The 16,604-nt window shown below is 40.1% G+C and carries 11 protein-coding genes; 5 read left to right on the forward strand and 6 right to left on the reverse strand.

Annotated elements, in window-relative coordinates; all coding sequences use genetic code 11:
* Positions 1–118 precede the first annotated feature (118 nt).
* On the forward strand, positions 119–1,468 hold the full coding sequence (locus H4075_RS14330; RefSeq protein ID WP_182801517.1) for a hypothetical protein: 1,350 nt from the start codon (positions 119–121) through the stop codon (positions 1,466–1,468).
* Positions 1,469–1,588: 120 nt separating this feature from the next.
* Here the strand turns inward: H4075_RS14330 and H4075_RS14335 are convergent, their stop codons facing one another.
* The 4 genes from H4075_RS14335 to rpsL all read right to left on the reverse strand — a co-directional run bounded on the left by H4075_RS14335 (position 1,589) and on the right by rpsL (position 6,881).
* Positions 1,589–3,853 carry a DUF3857 domain-containing protein gene (locus H4075_RS14335; RefSeq protein ID WP_182801518.1) on the reverse strand — a complete coding sequence of 755 codons (2,265 nt, stop codon included), beginning with the start codon at positions 3,851–3,853 and terminating at the stop codon, positions 1,589–1,591.
* A 5-nt stretch (positions 3,854–3,858) separates the two neighbouring features.
* Positions 3,859–5,730, reverse strand: coding sequence for a transglutaminase-like domain-containing protein (locus H4075_RS14340; RefSeq protein ID WP_182801519.1), 1,872 nt, complete (start codon positions 5,728–5,730; stop codon positions 3,859–3,861).
* 277 nt (positions 5,731–6,007) lie between these two features.
* Complete coding sequence (gene rpsG / locus H4075_RS14345) at positions 6,008–6,475, reverse strand: 30S ribosomal protein S7 (RefSeq protein WP_182801520.1); 468 nt, start codon at positions 6,473–6,475, stop codon at positions 6,008–6,010.
* A 25-nt stretch (positions 6,476–6,500) separates the two neighbouring features.
* Positions 6,501–6,881 (reverse strand): 30S ribosomal protein S12, encoded by a 381-nt coding sequence (gene rpsL, locus H4075_RS14350; protein WP_182801521.1) that lies wholly within the window; start codon positions 6,879–6,881, stop codon positions 6,501–6,503.
* 276 nt (positions 6,882–7,157) lie between these two features.
* On the opposite strand from rpsL, the gene H4075_RS14355 reads away from it, so the two are divergent.
* Both H4075_RS14355 and H4075_RS14360 read left to right on the forward strand, forming a co-directional pair.
* On the forward strand, positions 7,158–11,978 hold the full coding sequence (locus H4075_RS14355) for a PKD domain-containing protein (RefSeq protein ID WP_182801522.1): 4,821 nt from the start codon (positions 7,158–7,160) through the stop codon (positions 11,976–11,978).
* A gap of 98 nt (positions 11,979–12,076) precedes the next feature.
* Positions 12,077–13,399: a sulfatase-like hydrolase/transferase gene (locus H4075_RS14360; protein ID WP_182801523.1), complete on the forward strand. Its 1,323-nt coding sequence runs from the start codon at positions 12,077–12,079 to the stop codon at positions 13,397–13,399.
* A 53-nt stretch (positions 13,400–13,452) separates the two neighbouring features.
* On the opposite strand, the gene H4075_RS14365 is transcribed toward H4075_RS14360, so the two are convergent.
* Both H4075_RS14365 and H4075_RS14370 read right to left on the reverse strand, forming a co-directional pair.
* Positions 13,453–14,226, reverse strand: coding sequence for a hypothetical protein (locus H4075_RS14365; RefSeq protein ID WP_182801524.1), 774 nt, complete (start codon positions 14,224–14,226; stop codon positions 13,453–13,455).
* 117 nt (positions 14,227–14,343) lie between these two features.
* Entirely contained in the window at positions 14,344–15,408 is a 1,065-nt protein-coding gene (locus H4075_RS14370) for a branched-chain amino acid aminotransferase (RefSeq protein WP_182801525.1), read from the reverse strand.
* 17 nt (positions 15,409–15,425) lie between these two features.
* On the opposite strand from H4075_RS14370, the gene H4075_RS14375 reads away from it, so the two are divergent.
* Both H4075_RS14375 and rdgB read left to right on the forward strand, forming a co-directional pair.
* Positions 15,426–16,010 (forward strand): hypothetical protein, encoded by a 585-nt coding sequence (locus H4075_RS14375; protein ID WP_182801526.1) that lies wholly within the window; start codon positions 15,426–15,428, stop codon positions 16,008–16,010.
* A gap of 7 nt (positions 16,011–16,017) precedes the next feature.
* The gene (gene rdgB / locus H4075_RS14380) at positions 16,018–16,596 is read left to right on the forward strand and encodes an RdgB/HAM1 family non-canonical purine NTP pyrophosphatase (RefSeq protein ID WP_182801527.1); all 579 of its coding nucleotides are present in this window, start codon (positions 16,018–16,020) and stop codon (positions 16,594–16,596) included.
* Positions 16,597–16,604: the final 8 nt, after the last annotated feature.

The raw sequence follows: 16,604 nt of genomic DNA on the forward strand, positions 1-16,604 counted from the left end.
CTCCAGCCCCACCTTGCATGAATTCGCCTTTTATACAAACGGTCAAAATCATGCAAACGATTGTCCCCGCTTTTGCCGGGTAAATGCGATTTACTTTGTACGAAACAACTCTAAACCAATGAATAAAGTTCGAATCCTGATTGCATTGCTTGGCTTTACAGGCATTTTACGGGCGCAAGTTCAAAGCGATACGCTTCGTCCCAACCGTACAGAGATCATCAGTCCCATTCACAAATCAACTTTCAATAATAATGGCCAATGCCCAGAAAGAAAACAAGGTGGTAATCCCCGCATGGTAAACGGTTACCTAGTGTTCGATGGCTCATTGGATGGCAACCGCCAGGTTGATCCGCAAATTGCAGTTGGCGGTGGCTATGTGTTGCACGGCACCAACAATGGCTTGGTCATCTACAGCAAAAAGGGCGAATATGTACAGGGCATTTCGCAGAAATGTTTCAACAATGGTATTGATCCAAAGCTGTTTTTTGATGCACACAACCAGGTATTTGGTTTTGATCTTTGGGTGTATTGGGATTCAGCTAAAATTAAACCGGTAAACGTTTCTGTTTCCGAAACCAACGATCCACGTGGCGCATGGAACACCTACCCTGTTCCTGCACCTAAAGGTGTTGATGGAGGTGGCATTGGCTATAGTCGCAAATGGATCGGTTATTCATTTCCCGGCGGTGATGAGCGGACTTTTGTATTAAAAACAGCAGATGCAAAATCAGGAAAGCCGGCAACTGTTTATCATTTCAAGGGAAGTCTTGGACATCCTGTTTACGGACAAGATGGAACAGACGATATCTACTTCTTCGATATTGAACGTGATAAATTTATGATCCGTCGTGTAACTGAAGCTGCTGATGGTACGCCTGTTTGTATTTTAGTAAGCAGCAAACCGCACAATCTTAAATACATTAATCAACCACCACAATCGCCACAATTCAATACGCAGCAAAAAGTTTCTTCCGGTGATCGCAATCCAAAAAATCTTGTGTTACAAAGTAGCAGCATCTGGTTTTCACAAGCAGTTAATTGCGAAGGTCGCTCAGCAGTACAATGGCACCAGGTAAATGCAACTGATGGAACTATTCAGCAAACAGGTTTAATTAAAAGCGACACCACAAACTATATTCAAACAACGCTTGCAGTAAATAAAAACAAAGATGTACTCGTTGGTTTTCAGGAAGTGAATGGCAATATGTTTGTGAGTCCACGTTTTGCCTATCGCAAAGCAACTGATACAGCAGGTACTATTCGTGAAATAGTTCGTGTTGGTGTAGGAACAGGTGCAGCAGATGGTGTTGCCTGGGGCGATTACAGTGGCAGTGTTGTTGATGGTGATAACCAACTTGATCTGTGGACCATTCAAAGCAGAGCAAATGAAAAAGGCAGAGGTGAAACAGTGATTGTGCAATTGCCGGCAAAAAAGATCAAGAAAGAAAAAAAGAAAAAGAAGAAATAAGTGTGTTAATGATTATGCCTTTTATTTCAAAAAATGATTTTAATAAATCGGGCAATGATCGCTGAAATTATTCATTGATCATTGCCCGATCTTTTGAGAGGTAAATGCACTGCTCCCAAATTATTTTTTCTTCAATAACAACTTTGCATTCGTCCACTCGCTGGATGCATTTACAAAGGCCAGTATTTTTTCGAAGTTTTGCAATGGTTCATAACTATTCAGGTAATGTTTCATGATTTTTACAGAAACAGTTTGTCCGTTACTGGTTGCTTCGGTAATAAAATATCCGGTTTCATTTTGAACTTTTGAATTAAGAGCAGCAACTCCTTCAGCTGTATAACCTTCCGGAATTGCAATCTCCAAATGATACTCAATACTTCTTGCAAAAGGCATATAAATATCAAGTGCCCGTTTTTTTTGTTCTTCTTTAATTACAAGAGGCGTTCCTTGTATTTTTCCTATCTCAACAATAATATTATTTCCTGCCTTTTTAACCAGCCCTCCCAGTTGAAAGTTTGAACTGTACACAAAATCCGGTGCATTGTGGCGTATACCCGGGTTTTCAATTTTATAATCCTTCATCTCTGTCACCTCTTGTTCAAACCAGTCTTTTGCCTCTTTTGAAAAAGCATCTTTCTGCTTTTTTCTTTCTTCTGCAAAAGCATTTCTTACTTCATTAATATACTTTTTTCCACTTTTTGAATTGGCTATTTCGTCCAGTAAAAGCTCTTCCTGCTTAAATACTTTACACTCATAATCCATAATGTCTTCATAAACCACAAGTTTGGTTTGTTCATCAAGTTTATAATGCCCCTTCAGTATTGTATTCCTTTTTACGTTTAGCGAGGTTTTTTCGGCTGTTAATGATATCTGCAGTTTTTCAATTCTTGCATTATCTGTCGACTTACTTGTTGCTACATTAGGCCCTGGTGCAACTTCAGTTAGATTGGCAACTTTACCCGGCCCTGCCATTGCCGGGTGTTCAAATGTGAAACTCTTAGTGTTTTTTGCTCCCTCAGCACTTCCCGGCACTACAAACGGAATATCAAAAACTGATGTCAATGAAAAAAACTTATTTGTACCCGGCAAATAGGCAATTGCCCCAAGATCACTTCCGTTCATTGCTTCATTCATTCGAAATCCGGTACGATCCTCATACACCATAATTGCAGGATCAAGATCCGCAGCTTTCAGTAAAGCGAACATGGAGAATGGGAATCCATCAAAACGTCTGGACGGAAGATTAATTTTACCTTCTAAATTATCGATAGAAAACCGCAGCAACCAATCGAACCGGGCTGTATAATATATAAGCGCTGCCCTTTCTTCCCTGCTCATACTTTTATATTCAATCCCCATTTGTTTGGCTTTACTTTTCGCCAATTTTTCCATTGAAATGTACTCCTCTCTACCGTTTCGCATCCAATATCCGTTGTAATACCGTAGCGAAAATTCACGGGATTTTTCTTCCAATGCATTTTGACTATTAGCTATCTTTTTAATTTCACCAGGTCTGCTCATGCCCATAGCGGCACTACCAATGCCTTTATAACCCTGCCCTATATTCATACGTATAAAGGGTAACTGCCTGGTGGCAGAAACCCAAAGACTTGTTTCAAAAGGAGGCATATCATTCTTCTGCACGCTTATTTCAATATCGCTTTCTGCACTTTTTTTGACCGCCAGTTCAGGCGCTCCGTTATAGCTTCGGTATTCAACAGCAAATTTTTTCCCAAGCTGACTGTGAAATGAATAACTCAACACAGGTGCATTATCAAACAAGAGTAGTGTGTACACTTTTGTTGCGAAATCATTGGTTGTATTTTGAGCAGTAGCAAAAAAATAGTCAAGGATATCGCCTGGCTGCAGATCCGGGATGGCAAGTTTTGCCTGCTTTTCATTTGCAGCATCTTTTGTCAGCACTATTTCGTCAGCATTAATTTCTTTTACCGTACCATCTCCTTTTATCACACGTACTCCAACGTAAGTGCTTGATTTATCTGAGGTGTAAAAGCCACTTCGTTTTTCAAATTGAGTAAAACTCAGTTCTGAATATTCTGTTACCGCATTCTTATCATTTAGTTTTACAACTTCTCTTACTATTTCAGTTAGGTTTTGCTTATGCTTTGTGCCAAACCCTAATCCGTAAAATGCAATGGATGATTTACTGTCGGCGGTTAACTCAGTATGATGAGCAATGATAATTTTCGATGCGTTTGCATATTTCTGCGGAATGTCTTTGACTTTAAATTTAGGATCTTCCCAGGCCCAAACCGACTTACGCATTTCTTCTGACTCTTTACGATAGGCGATGGTTTCCTTCGATTGAGCGAAAGAAGTAAAAAAAGCAAAACACAATACTGCTGCAAAAGATAATTGTTTCAAGATGGTTATTTTTTAGAGGTAAGTACTACTTGCTGGTCGTAAAAATCTGTAAGCTGTTTTATGTCTTTGTTCCATTGTGAAAAATTCTCCGGAAGAATTTCGGCATTTTGAATAATGATCTCCGTGCGGTACCTGAGCTTTCCTGTTTCGTTTGTGTAAGCGGCATTAAAGCTATAACCAGGTTGCTTAATGGCAATTTTACCCGGCAATTCGGTTATGGTTTTATCAGCAGGGAGTATTAATTCCATTTCAAACACAAGATTATTTTTAAACTGTATCCAGTATGGAAGTTTTCGTTTGTCGGCATCAATTTTATAATCCTTAAAATGCGTCCTGTTATCAATACTCAGGTAGGCATCTTTATCAAACACTGTTACTGCATTTTTCCATAATACATCGTATTCAATTTTGAGATCGTTGTTATAGTCTGTAAGGTTTGTGATCTTCAAATTACTTATTTCAAAACCACTTTCCCCTTCAGCAAGAAACTGCTTCAATGCATTTTCCTGTTTATCTTGTTTGATATCCGCAAGTGCATTTAATAACCATTCTTTGTTCTCGCCTTTCCATACATGTGTTACATGACCTTTCAGGTTATTACCCTCTATCACTAACTTTCTGTTTTCAGTAGAAGTGTTTTGTAAATAACTCGCAACAGGCACTTTCTCCAACAGGTATTGATTCCCGTTCTCAATAAGTGTTTGCCGACCTTGAATTCGTTCGGCAGTTTCTCCAAAACCAATATACTTTTCTGTTGCATCTAAATAAACCGGTTTCCCGTTTTTCATCCATGCACAGATCATGTGATTATCTACTGAAAGAGAGGGTGTGCTGTAATCGTATGCAATATGCTTGGTGCCAATCCAGCATCTACGTGCATCTAACTTTATTGAACGCAACATAACCGTAAGTAAATTAGCCATGCCTTTACAATCGCCATATTTTTTTCGTAACACTTCTTGTGCTTTTTCCGGTTTAAACCCTGCTATCCCATTTTCAAAAGCGATGTAACGGATATTGTCTTGCACCCATTGAAATATCTTTTTTACTTTCTCTTCTTCATTACTGATTCCTTTTACGATCTCTTCTGCTTTTTCTTTTATAACTTTTTCGTCATCACCAATTGCCTGCACAAGACTTTGATACCACTCATACTGTTCTTTTACTGTTTTAAAATAAGTATAAGAAACGTCTTTTGGTTGAGCCGATTTACAAAGCACAAGAATATGTGGTGCGTAATAGGTTAACCCGGGGGCCGATGATTCCTGTTTGAATTTTGGAATATCATTCATCGAAAAAGTATAAACAGTTTCACCGCTTTCCTGTGATACAGATTTACGGATGTTGTACTTTCCAAAATGATATTCTTTAATATCAAGACTAACCCAAGCTGGTACATAGAGTTTAATTTCCTGTTCATTAATGGCGTGGCCTTCCGTGAAAAAAATATTCGTAAAATACCTGGGATCCTTGATTGTCTTTTTGATCGTTACTTCTGATTTACTGCCGATCTTTGAAACAGGCAAAGCAAAATAGCAAACCTGCTCATCAGAGTAGAAAATACCATCACGGTTATAATACTCATACCTTGGAACAATACCATGGCGTTTCGATCCATCAACACGTATATCAACATCATCCATTGTTTCTATACTGTTGAAGAGTTCAACTACAGGCACATCAGTTCTGTACTTGTTGCAAGTGAAAGTTCGGCTATGCTCCTCTTTTACAACTACAGGGTTCTCGGCTGTGCCTTTTACAAACCTGAATGTGCGCACTGATTTTAGAATCGAAATGTTCTCATCATCCGCTTCCTGTGACATAGCTGGTATCTGGCACAAAAAAAAGGCAGTGAAAAGCAAGGAAGTAATTTTCATATTACATAAAGGATTTTGAAAGGTGAAAAAGGATTTTAGCCGGGGGATTACCGCTGATTTCAGCAACAATTGAAATAAAGGGGAGTTAGGGATTGTCAGGATAAAATAAAATTGGTTTCATTACAAATATATTCCCCGAAGCGAAATAAAAAAAGACTACCACTAAAATTGAGGGAATCCACTTAACAGGCGAGTAGAAAAAACAATAACTGCTGTATGTACAAAAAAAAATCCCTCCGTTAAACGAAGGGATTCCTGAATATGATCTTTTTGAAGATTAAGCTCTGAAGTGAGCGAAAGCCTTATTGGCTTCAGCCATACGGTGTGTATCTTCTTTCTTTTTGAAAGCACCACCTTCACCTTTGCTTGCACTTACGATTTCGTTTGCTAATTTATCAGCCATGCTGCGACCGTTACGTTCACGGCTATAGCGAACCAGCCATTTGATACTGAGAGAGATCTTTCTGTCAGCACGAACTTCAGCAGGAATCTGGAAGGTAGCACCACCAATACGACGGCTGCGTACTTCAACAGCAGGAGTTACGTTCGCAACTGCTTTCTTCCAGATTTCATAACCGTCTTCGCCGGTTGTTTTTGCAACTTTATCAATTGCATCGTAGAAGATAGTAAAAGCAGTGCTCTTCTTACCTTGCCACATTAAATTGTTTACAAAACGTGTCACCAACGTGTCGTTAAACCTTGGATCTGGTGCCAGCGCTATCTTTTTAGGTTTCGTCTTCCTCATTGTATATAAGAATTACTTAGTCAGATTATTTTTTAGCTTTTTCCTTCTTCGTACCGTACTTAGAACGGCTCTTCTTGCGGTCTTTTACACCGGCAGTATCGAGCGAACCACGAACGATATGGTAACGTACACCTGGTAAATCCTTCACACGACCGCCACGCACCAATACAATTGAGTGCTCCTGCAGGTTGTGACCTTCACCGGGGATGTAGGCAATCACCTCAATTTTGTTGGTTAAACGCACTTTCGCTACTTTACGCAAAGCCGAGTTGGGCTTTTTAGGCGTGGTTGTGTACACACGTGTACATACACCTCTGCGAAACGGGCAGCTATCCAGCGCACGGGATTTGCTTTTGGCCCTAATGATTTCTCTTCCTTTTCGTACTAATTGTTGAATTGTAGGCATTCCTTACCTTATTATTTTTCGGACGGCAAAGGTAGGTGTCCTCATTTAAAGTACAAAAAACTTTCACAGATTTCTATTAACATCTGTGTAAATAACTAAAATTTCCTGAAAGGCATTATTCCCCATGGTTTTGCGTTTATATTAAAAAACTGAGGTCGCTGAGCTGGATTTCAAGTTCATTTTCTATAAAATACTGAAAATGAAAGCTATATTTGTTCATAGCACAGCTATCTATAACCAATATCTCTTTTTCGTTCAGAAAAGACCTGACTTAATATGACAAAACTGAGTGCTGACACAACACCACCACTATTGAGAAAATCCTGCAAAGTCCTGACCCTGACTGTAATTGCATGTTTTTTCTCCACTTCGCTCTGGAGTCAACTTTCCACAGCGTTTAAGGCATCCCCTACCAGCGGATGCGCCCCATTACTTGTAAACTTTACTGATGAATCAACCGGCGGAGCAACAGGCTGGCGCTGGGATTTAGGCAACGGTACTATTTCTACAAATCAAAACCCGTCAACTACTTATTTAACTCCCGGCATCTATTCCGTAAAACTTATTATCACCAACGCTTCCGGCAAAGACTCATTAATTAAAACAAACTACATCAACGTTTTGCAGCCTCCACAGGTTGCATTCACCACTTCTACCAGTTCAGTTGGTTGTTTTCCGCTCAGGGTTCAATTTGTTGACAACTCAGTGGCTACTTCAGGCGGAACCATCACATCATGGGAATGGGACTTTGGCGATGGCACTACGAGTACAGCCCAAAACCCCTATCATGTTTATTACAATAGCGGTAATTATAATGTTGCCCTGAAGGTAACCAACAGCAGTGGGTGCTTTACATTGTTAGTAAAGCCATCGTTCATTCGGGCTACCACAGGTGTACGGGCCGATTTCAGCGCCAGTGCTCCAGTTAATTGTAAACCACCTGAAGCAATAACGTTTACAAATCTCACCACCGGCCCCGGAACTGTTACCTATAAATGGGACTTTGGTGATGGCGGCAATTCAACAGTTACAAATCCCTTACATACCTATACTACAGCAGGCACTTATAATGTCCGGTTAATTGCAGAAAGTGACCAAGGCTGTATTGACACGATTACAAAAAACAACCAACTGAGTATCGGCAACTTCAATTCTAATTTCAGTTTCAGGGACAGTGTTTGTATTGGCGATACGGTGAAGTTTACCAATCAATCAATACCGGTTCCAAATTCATCTACCTGGTATTTTGGTGATGGCACGTCATCAATCACTGCCAACCCAATAAAGATCTTCAGCACAACGGGTGCTTACACCGTTAAGCTGGTGAACAATTACGGAGCCTGCGTTGATTCATCGATCAAAACGATCAATGTTATCAGTAACCCTGTTCCAAACATTATAGTAAATGATTCAATTTCCTGTCGTGCACCTTTTACCGTGAATTTTTCGAACACTACTCCGGGTGCAAAGCAATGGTTGTGGGATTTTGGCGATGGAACTATCTCAACACAACAGAATCCTTCACATACTTATACGGCGGAAGGAAATTATACAGTAAAACTTACCGTTCAACTTTCAGCCGGCTGCACAGGATCGCTCACAAAAACAAATTTCATCAGGGTTCAGAAGCCGGTAGTATCAATACTTGGTATGCCAACGGGGGGATGTTTCCCTTATACATTTAATCCTGTCCCATCAGTAATATCAGCCGACTCTGTTGTATCATGGTTATGGGATTTTGGTGATGGCGGCACATCAACACAACAATTCCCGAGTCATCTTTATCCGGGTCAAGGCAGTTACACCATTCGTTTAACTGTAACAACAAGAAGAGGATGTACTGAAACGATCACTTATGTTGATGGTGTAAAAACAGGAACGAAACCAACTGCGAATTTTTCTGCTGCACCGCTTATAAGTTGTGCAGGGCAGCCCATCAATTTCACTGATCTCAGTACTGGCTCACCAGATGCCTGGCGTTGGGAATTTGGCGACAATAAAATAAGTACTAATCAAAATCCAACACATGCTTATGACACTGCAGGTTTCATCACAGTGCGATTGATTGCTTTTAAAAATGGTTGTCCTGATACAGCAACTAAAACAAGTTACTTACAGATACTTCCACCTGTTTCGAAATTTGGTATTACATATGATTGTAACACCACATCGACTGTTGCGTTTTCTGACAGCTCAGTTGGAGCAATAACACGTCTCTGGAATTTCGGTGATGGCAATACATCTACTGCAGTTAATCCAACATATGCTTATGCCGCACCGGGTACATACACTGTTACGTTAAGTGTTACCAATGGAAGTTGTACAGATACATCGCAACGTGTAATCAATTTCTTAAACTTCAATCCAACCATTGTTACCGATCAGAATGCAAAATGTAAATTCCAATCATTTAGTTTTTCTGCAGGCAATGTAACACCGGCTAACATCACATCATGGTCATGGGATCTTGGTGACGGAACAACCAGCAACGCTGCTTCATTCAATCATTTTTACACCGCTGTTGGCAATTACACAGTTAAACTTGTTATTACCGATATAAACGGATGTAAAGACAGCACAACGAAAGTATTGAATGTTTATGGAGCAACGCCATCCTTCACTGCACTTCCAAATCCACAGTGCGTAGGGCAAGCAGTAACGTTTACAAGTACTTCTGTAACCGACGGAACACATCCCATCACAAATTACTTATGGAAATTTGGCGATGGCAACAGTTTGAATGGGAACAATGCAACGGTGCAACACAGTTATACAACAGCATCAACTTATTTTCCTAAACTAATAGTAACTGACTCCTATGGTTGCACCGACAGTACCTTAACAAGTACAATACTCGACATCTTTGAATCGAAACTTGGTTTTTATGCTGTTGATACGTTATCGTGTCCCAATGGCAATGTGCAATTTGTAAATACATCAACAGGCAGTAACTTAAGTTATACCTGGGATTTTGGTGATGGCAATACATCAACTGCTGTTAATCCTTCGCACAGCTATGCAGCAACCGGAACATACACAGTGAAACTGATCGGTCGTGAAGCGATTGGTTGTGTTGATTCAATCATCAAAACAAATTACATTACTGTGGATGTTCCGCAAGCAAATTTCATTGCAAGCGATACATTCACAATTTGTCCGCCACTGCAAGTTCAATTCACGAACACATCAACTTTTTACAAATCGATCCTTTGGAATTTTGGTGATGGGAATACGTCAACTGCAGCAAACCCATCTTACTCTTATGCAATTCCGAATGATTACATCGTTACATTAACAGTAACATCAGCAGGTGGTTGTACTTCTACAAAACAAATGACGATTCGTGTATTGTCAAATACAATCGGCAACCTCAGCTACAATCCGATAACAGGTTGTTTCCCGATGCAGGTAAACTTTGCTGTTACAGCAAATAACAATGTGAAATACCTGTGGGATTTTGGCGATGGCAATACATTGTTTACAACAGATTCAACAGTTGGTTTCAATTATCAATATCCCGGTTTTTATGTGCCGAAAGTAATTCTGCAGGATACGCAAGGTTGTTTAACACCACTGATCGGCATTGATACCATCAAGATCTTCGGATCGAAACCTGATTTTGGTTTTGATAAAACAGTTCTTTGTGATAACGGCACTGTTCAGTTCCGTGATTCATCTGTTACAGCAGATCTTGTAAGCAGCTATGTATGGAATTTTGGTGACGGAAATACAAGTGGTTTGCGTAGTCCATCGCATACATACAGCAATACTGGTGTGTATGATGTAACGCTGACGATCAACACCGTAAATGGTTGCAGCAATACCATTACCAAACCGCAACTGATAAAAGTTGTGCCTACTCCGCAATTAAGTATAACCGGAACTACTATTTATTGCAGCCCGGCAACTGTTAACTTAACCGGCAACCTAATTAATCCTGACACATCTGCAATACAATGGATATGGAAAGTTGATAACCGTATTGTGAATACAAAAAATCTTTCCAACTTTTCTATTCCCGCCGCAGGAACTTATACTGCATGGTTGATAGCAACAAACAGCAGCGGTTGTACCGATAGCACTTCAACAACTATTACTGTTAATCAAACACCGACCATTGATGCTGGCAAAGACACTACGATTTGTATTGGCAGCAGCTTCGTATTAACACCATCGGGCGCCACAAGCTATTTATGGTCGCCGGGAACTGATTTGAATTGTACCAATTGTACAAACCCCGTTTCTACTCCGCAGAATAATATCCGTTATTATGTAACAGGTACATCTTCAGGTTGCAGCACCGTTGATTCTGTTTTCATTCGTGTGAAGAAACCATTTACTGTTACAGTAAGTGCCGATGACACATTGTGTTTGGGTCAGAATATTCGACTGCAGGCAAGTGGAGCAGAGTTATACAGTTGGTCGCCTGCAACAGGTTTAAGCAGCAGTACTGTTAGCAACCCGTTAGCAGCACCGCTCACCACCACCACGTATACAGTAACCGGAACAGACAGCAGCAGTTGCTTTACCGATTCAAAAACAGTTACGGTGTATGTTTATAATTATCCAACGATCAATGCAGGAAATGATACAGTGATCATTGCAGGTACAACCGCACAATTACTGGCAATCGGTTCGCCGGATATTATTTCTTACAGCTGGACACCTTTCAACACGTTAACTTGTACAACATGTACAAACCCTGTTGCAAATCCAAAAAATAATACAACATACAAAGTTGAAGTAAGCAATATTGCGGGTTGTACATCCTTTGACGAAGTAACTGTTTTGGTTGGATGTTTGGCAGGACGTATTTACATTCCGAATGCATTCACACCAAATAATGATGGAAAAAATGATCGTTTCTTTGTAATTGGTGATGGTGTTGATAAGATTAAACGAATCATCGTGTACGACCGTTGGGGTCAACCTGTTTATTTAAAAGAAAATATACAAGGCAACAATCCTGCTGTTGGTTGGGATGGCACACGCAACGGTTACGAGCAACAACCGGGCATGTATACTTACATTGCCGAAGTTGTTTGTGGTGATGGTGCTGTATTTAAAATGCAGGGAACGATTACACTCATCCGGTAAAATTCTCTTATACTTCCAAAAAAAAGCTGTGTCCGTCCACAGCTTTTTTTATTGCAAAAGAAAATTGGAAACGATAACTTGTAGAAAAGCAAATCAACATGAACAGCAAATGGTTTATTCTAGCAGCAGTTCTTCTTGTGTTGAATAATTTCTCTTTTGCACAGCAACGACCAAATATCATTTACATCATGGCCGATGATCTCGGTTATGCAGATCTCAGCTGTTACGGACGTAAAGATTATCAAACACCACATCTCGATAAACTTGCATCGCAGGGAATGAAGTTTACAAATGCTTATGCCGGAGCTCCTGTTTGCACGCCCACACGCACATCGTTTATGACAGGCCGTTATCCTGCCCGTACTTCTATTGGTTTGCTGGAGCCATGGGTGCCTTCAAAACGGGATAGCGCCATTGGTTTACATGCAGCAGATCATTCAGTAGCGGCGTTGGTAAAAAAAGCAGGTTATGAAACAGCACTCATCGGTAAATGGCATTTAGGCGTGGGGCCATCCTTCTCTCCGCTTGACAATGGATTTGATTATTTCTTTGGCATATACACCGGTGCTGCTGATTATATTTCGCACAAAGGTGATGGAGGAAAAAATGATCTGTACGAAAACAGAAATCCTGTTTACACAAAAGGATATACAACGGAATTACTTGGAACAAAAACAATTTCATTTTTAAAACAAGCACATAACAAGCCATTCTTTTTAAGTCTTCAGTTTACTGCTCCGCATTGGCCATGGCAGGGACCAAATGATCCTGCGTTGCCCGATAGTATTCCCATGAGTGCAAAGCTTATGCAAACAATGGGAAAACCGGACGCCTACAAAGAGATGATGAAAAGTTTAGACGACCAGGTTGGTGTTATCATGAAAACATTGGACGAAACAGGATTGGCTGCCAATACAATTGTCATCTTCACCAGTGATAATGGTGGTGAAAAATTTTCCGATATGGGACCTTACGCAAAAATGAAAATGACCGTATGGGAAGGTGGTGTGCGTGTGCCTGCTTTTGTACGTTGGCCCGGAAAAATTAAAGCGAATACGGTATCGCATCAACAGGTGATTACCATGGACTGGACAGCAACCATTCTTGCAGCAGCGGGTGCAAAAACAAATGAAAAATATGCACTTGATGGCATTGATCTTCTCCCGGTTCTTACAGCTAATCAACAAATAGTACCACGAACATTTTACTGGCGCATTTTTCAACGACGTAATCAATACGCCATACTTGATCATAACTGGAAATACATTGTTGATGAAACAGGAGAATATCTGTTTGACTTATCGGTTGATGAAGGCGAACGAAACAATCTTATTACTACCAAACCTGCGAAGGCAGAAGAGTTAAAGAAAAAATATAAAAGCTGGGAGCAATCGGTGTTAACCCCGCTGCCGTTGCAATGATTTTTCAAATTAGCCACTTCAAATCACCTCGTTCCATTTTAACCCACTAAACATCAAGCTAGCATTGCTTCCAATTCATCAATCGAAAAATACTTTCTAAAATCTTGAAGTTTTTGATAATTGTCTTGCTTGTCAGATTCAGATAAATTATCGAATAGAATAACTTTAATGACATTCTCATTTATTTTGGCTACCGACTTTGCCGCTTTGTACCTCAATAATTCAGATGCAGATATATAATGAAACATCTCTCTCCCAAAATACATTATCGGAGAAACAGACAACCACATACCTTTAACAAGGGTCATACGTGCAGGGTTAGCTTTAATATCTATTTGTTCTTCGTTAAAAAACTTATTCCAATACAACTTAACACCGACCATTGGCTTCTCGAAAATTTTATAATGACTTGGATATATTTCAGATTGCCACCGCACAAATTCAGAATCGTAACCATACCCAATAATAAAATTTTCATTACTAATAAAGGAATCCAATACTGAGTCAAATACTGCATACTTCTCTATTGGAGCTGATAATGTAACACTCTGACAAGACTCTCTTTTCGCTGTATTAGTAATGTTAAAACTAATTGCCTCTGAATCGTCTAAAATCGTTAAGGAAATATTTTCTTTTACATTAGCAATTTTCTTTAGAATCTTATCTGTAATAACCTTAGCAGTATAAATACCTGCTGACGTAAAGACAATCTTAGAAGGTATAAAGCCCAGATGTTTTTCATGGTCCCTCACAAAATCACATACCATTTCGCCATTGAAAGTATTTTTAGTAAAACAAAGCCGATAAGAAATTATTTTGTCCGCCATATTTAAATAAATGAATCAAAGCTATTGGTTTTTTGTCTTCCAATTATCGTTTGACTGACGCATATGAAGTAAAAAAGCGGCTCTTTTCAAAGCCGCTCCACTGTTTTCATTGCAGGTTTATATTTTGAATAACCATTCGTGTATATCTGCTGCCCTGCCTTCACGGATATCAGTTAAACGACGTTTCACTTCAGGAGAGATCGTCCATTTGTCTGTATCAAATTCCATCACTGTGTCTTTGTATCGTAATTCTTTGATCATGGAAATAGTTGCTGCGGTACCTGTACCAAACACTTCTTTCAATGTTCCGTTGTTGAATGCGTCTACTACTTCATGAATACTGATCGGACGTTCTTCAACAGTTAAACCCATATCTTTTAAAATCGCAATCACACTGTCTCTTGTAACACCGGCAAGAATGGTGCCTTCATCAAGATTTGGTGTGATGGCTGTATTACCAATGATCACAAACCCATTCATCATACCAAATTCCTGCAGGTATTTGTGTTCAATTGCATCAGTCCATAATACCTGGTCGTATCCTTTTTTCTTTGCTTCATTTGTTGGATACATCGATGATCCATAGTTCCCTGCTGCTTTTGCAAAACCAACACCACCGGGTACTGCACGAACAAAATGTTCTTCCACATATATCTTCATTGGTACTGCATAATATGGACCGGTTGGACAAAGGATGATCATGAATCTGTATTTATCACTCGGCTTCACTCCTATCACATCATCATTCGCAAACATGAACGGACGGATGTATAATGAATGATCTTTCTTCATCGGGATCCAGTCTTTATCTACTTCAATCAGCTTACGCATGCCTTCAATAAAAATTTCTTCAGGCACTGCAGGCATCTGCATACGTTCTGCCGATTTATTGAAACGCTGAAAGTTATCGAACGGACGGAAAATATACGCTTCACCATTTTCATGACGATACGCTTTGATACCTTCGAAAATACTTTGTCCGTAATGGATCGCTGCATTGGCAGGAGAAATGGTAATCGGCTGATAAGGTTTGATCTCTACATTCTTCCACTCACCATCTTCATAATCGGCCACCAGCATATGATCAGTAAAATGTTTACCAAAAGGAACATTACCCAGATCAAGGCTGCTCAGTTTACTTGTTTCAGATTTTGTAATTAAAATATCCATAGCACCAATCATAACTCGTTATTTTTGTGATGCAAAGAAACGAAAAAAATAAACAACGGTTTTACTGCCCATCAACTATGTCGTTCGACAATATTCAACTTACTGACGATCAATTAGCCGATTTCTACGGTAAACAACTCGTACTTGTTGAAAAAGCAGACAATACAGGCAAAACGGAAACAAAGGCAGTTAAAACAGTCACCGCACCTGAACCTGTTACCGCAAACGCTCCTTTGCAGGGAATTACAGGCAAAAACAAAAAACAGTTTGTGTGGCTGGTAGAAGAACATTATTTCCCTTATCTCAACGATGCCGATTTCCAGTTCCTGGGCGATGTATTGACCGCCTGCAAAATGAATATGGAAGATATTGCCCTCGTGAATGTGGCCAATAACCGTAATCATTTCGATGAACTGGTGCAGCAACTGCAACCGAAATTCGTGATTGCATCGGGTGTGCAGGTAGATGCCTTGCCCATTCAATCGGCCGATTACCGTGTGCAGGAACAACAGGGTTATTTGATCTGTTGCACTGAACCACTGGAAGCCATCCGCACCGATAAAAGCAAAAAATCAAAACTATGGCTGGCATTGAAACAAATGCTGGGCCTGTAACCTGTTTATGCAACAACTCATTTTCGCCAGCGGTAACCGGCACAAAGCCGAAGAAATTGAAGCCGCACTTCCGGAAGGTTTCCGCATCCTTACCATGAAAGATGCAGGCGTGGAAGAAGAAATTCCCGAACCATTTCATACACTCGAAGAAAATTCAAAACACAAAGCACAGTTCTTAGCAGAGCGTTTGCAACAGGATTGTTTTGCAGAAGATACAGGGCTTGAAGTGGAAGCACTGAATGGTGAACCTGGCGTTCATTCGGCTCGATATGCAGGTGATGGCAAAGATTTTTCTGCCAATACTGATAAGCTGCTCACAAATATGCAGGGCCAAAGCAACCGCCGGGCACGTTTCCGCACCGTTTTTTCGCTTATCCTTGATGGTAAGCTTTATCAGTTTGAAGGAATCTGTAACGGCACGATTTTAGAAAATAAAGCAGGAACAGGGGGATTTGGATACGACCCTGTATTTTTACCCGACGGAAGCAGCAAAGCTTTCGCCGAAATGACGATGGAGGAAAAGAACAAATACAGTCACCGGAAAAAAGGGCTCGACCTGATGATCGATTTCCTCAAAAAAAGTTAAGGAGAAAC

The sequence above is a fragment of the Lacibacter sediminis genome, from assembly GCF_014168535.1.
In the GTDB taxonomy this organism is placed as follows: Bacteria; Bacteroidota; Bacteroidia; order Chitinophagales; family Chitinophagaceae; genus Lacibacter; species Lacibacter sediminis.

Excerpts from the sequence above, each read along its gene's own strand:
- H4075_RS14360 (WP_182801523.1), top strand. The coding sequence starts at position 12,077 with ATGAACAGCAAATGGTTTATTCTAGCAGCAGTTCTTCTTGTGTTGAAT.
- rpsG (WP_182801520.1), bottom strand. The coding sequence starts at position 6,475 with ATGAGGAAGACGAAACCTAAAAAGATAGCGCTGGCACCAGATCCAAGG.
- H4075_RS14330 (WP_182801517.1), top strand. The coding sequence starts at position 119 with ATGAATAAAGTTCGAATCCTGATTGCATTGCTTGGCTTTACAGGCATT.
- H4075_RS14340 (WP_182801519.1), bottom strand. The coding sequence starts at position 5,730 with ATGAAAATTACTTCCTTGCTTTTCACTGCCTTTTTTTTGTGCCAGATA.
- H4075_RS14375 (WP_182801526.1), top strand. The coding sequence starts at position 15,426 with ATGCAAAGAAACGAAAAAAATAAACAACGGTTTTACTGCCCATCAACT.
- H4075_RS14370 (WP_182801525.1), bottom strand. The coding sequence starts at position 15,408 with ATGATTGGTGCTATGGATATTTTAATTACAAAATCTGAAACAAGTAAA.
- rpsL (WP_182801521.1), bottom strand. The coding sequence starts at position 6,881 with ATGCCTACAATTCAACAATTAGTACGAAAAGGAAGAGAAATCATTAGG.
- H4075_RS14365 (WP_182801524.1), bottom strand. The coding sequence starts at position 14,226 with ATGGCGGACAAAATAATTTCTTATCGGCTTTGTTTTACTAAAAATACT.
- H4075_RS14355 (WP_182801522.1), top strand. The coding sequence starts at position 7,158 with ATGACAAAACTGAGTGCTGACACAACACCACCACTATTGAGAAAATCC.
- rdgB (WP_182801527.1), top strand. The coding sequence starts at position 16,018 with ATGCAACAACTCATTTTCGCCAGCGGTAACCGGCACAAAGCCGAAGAA.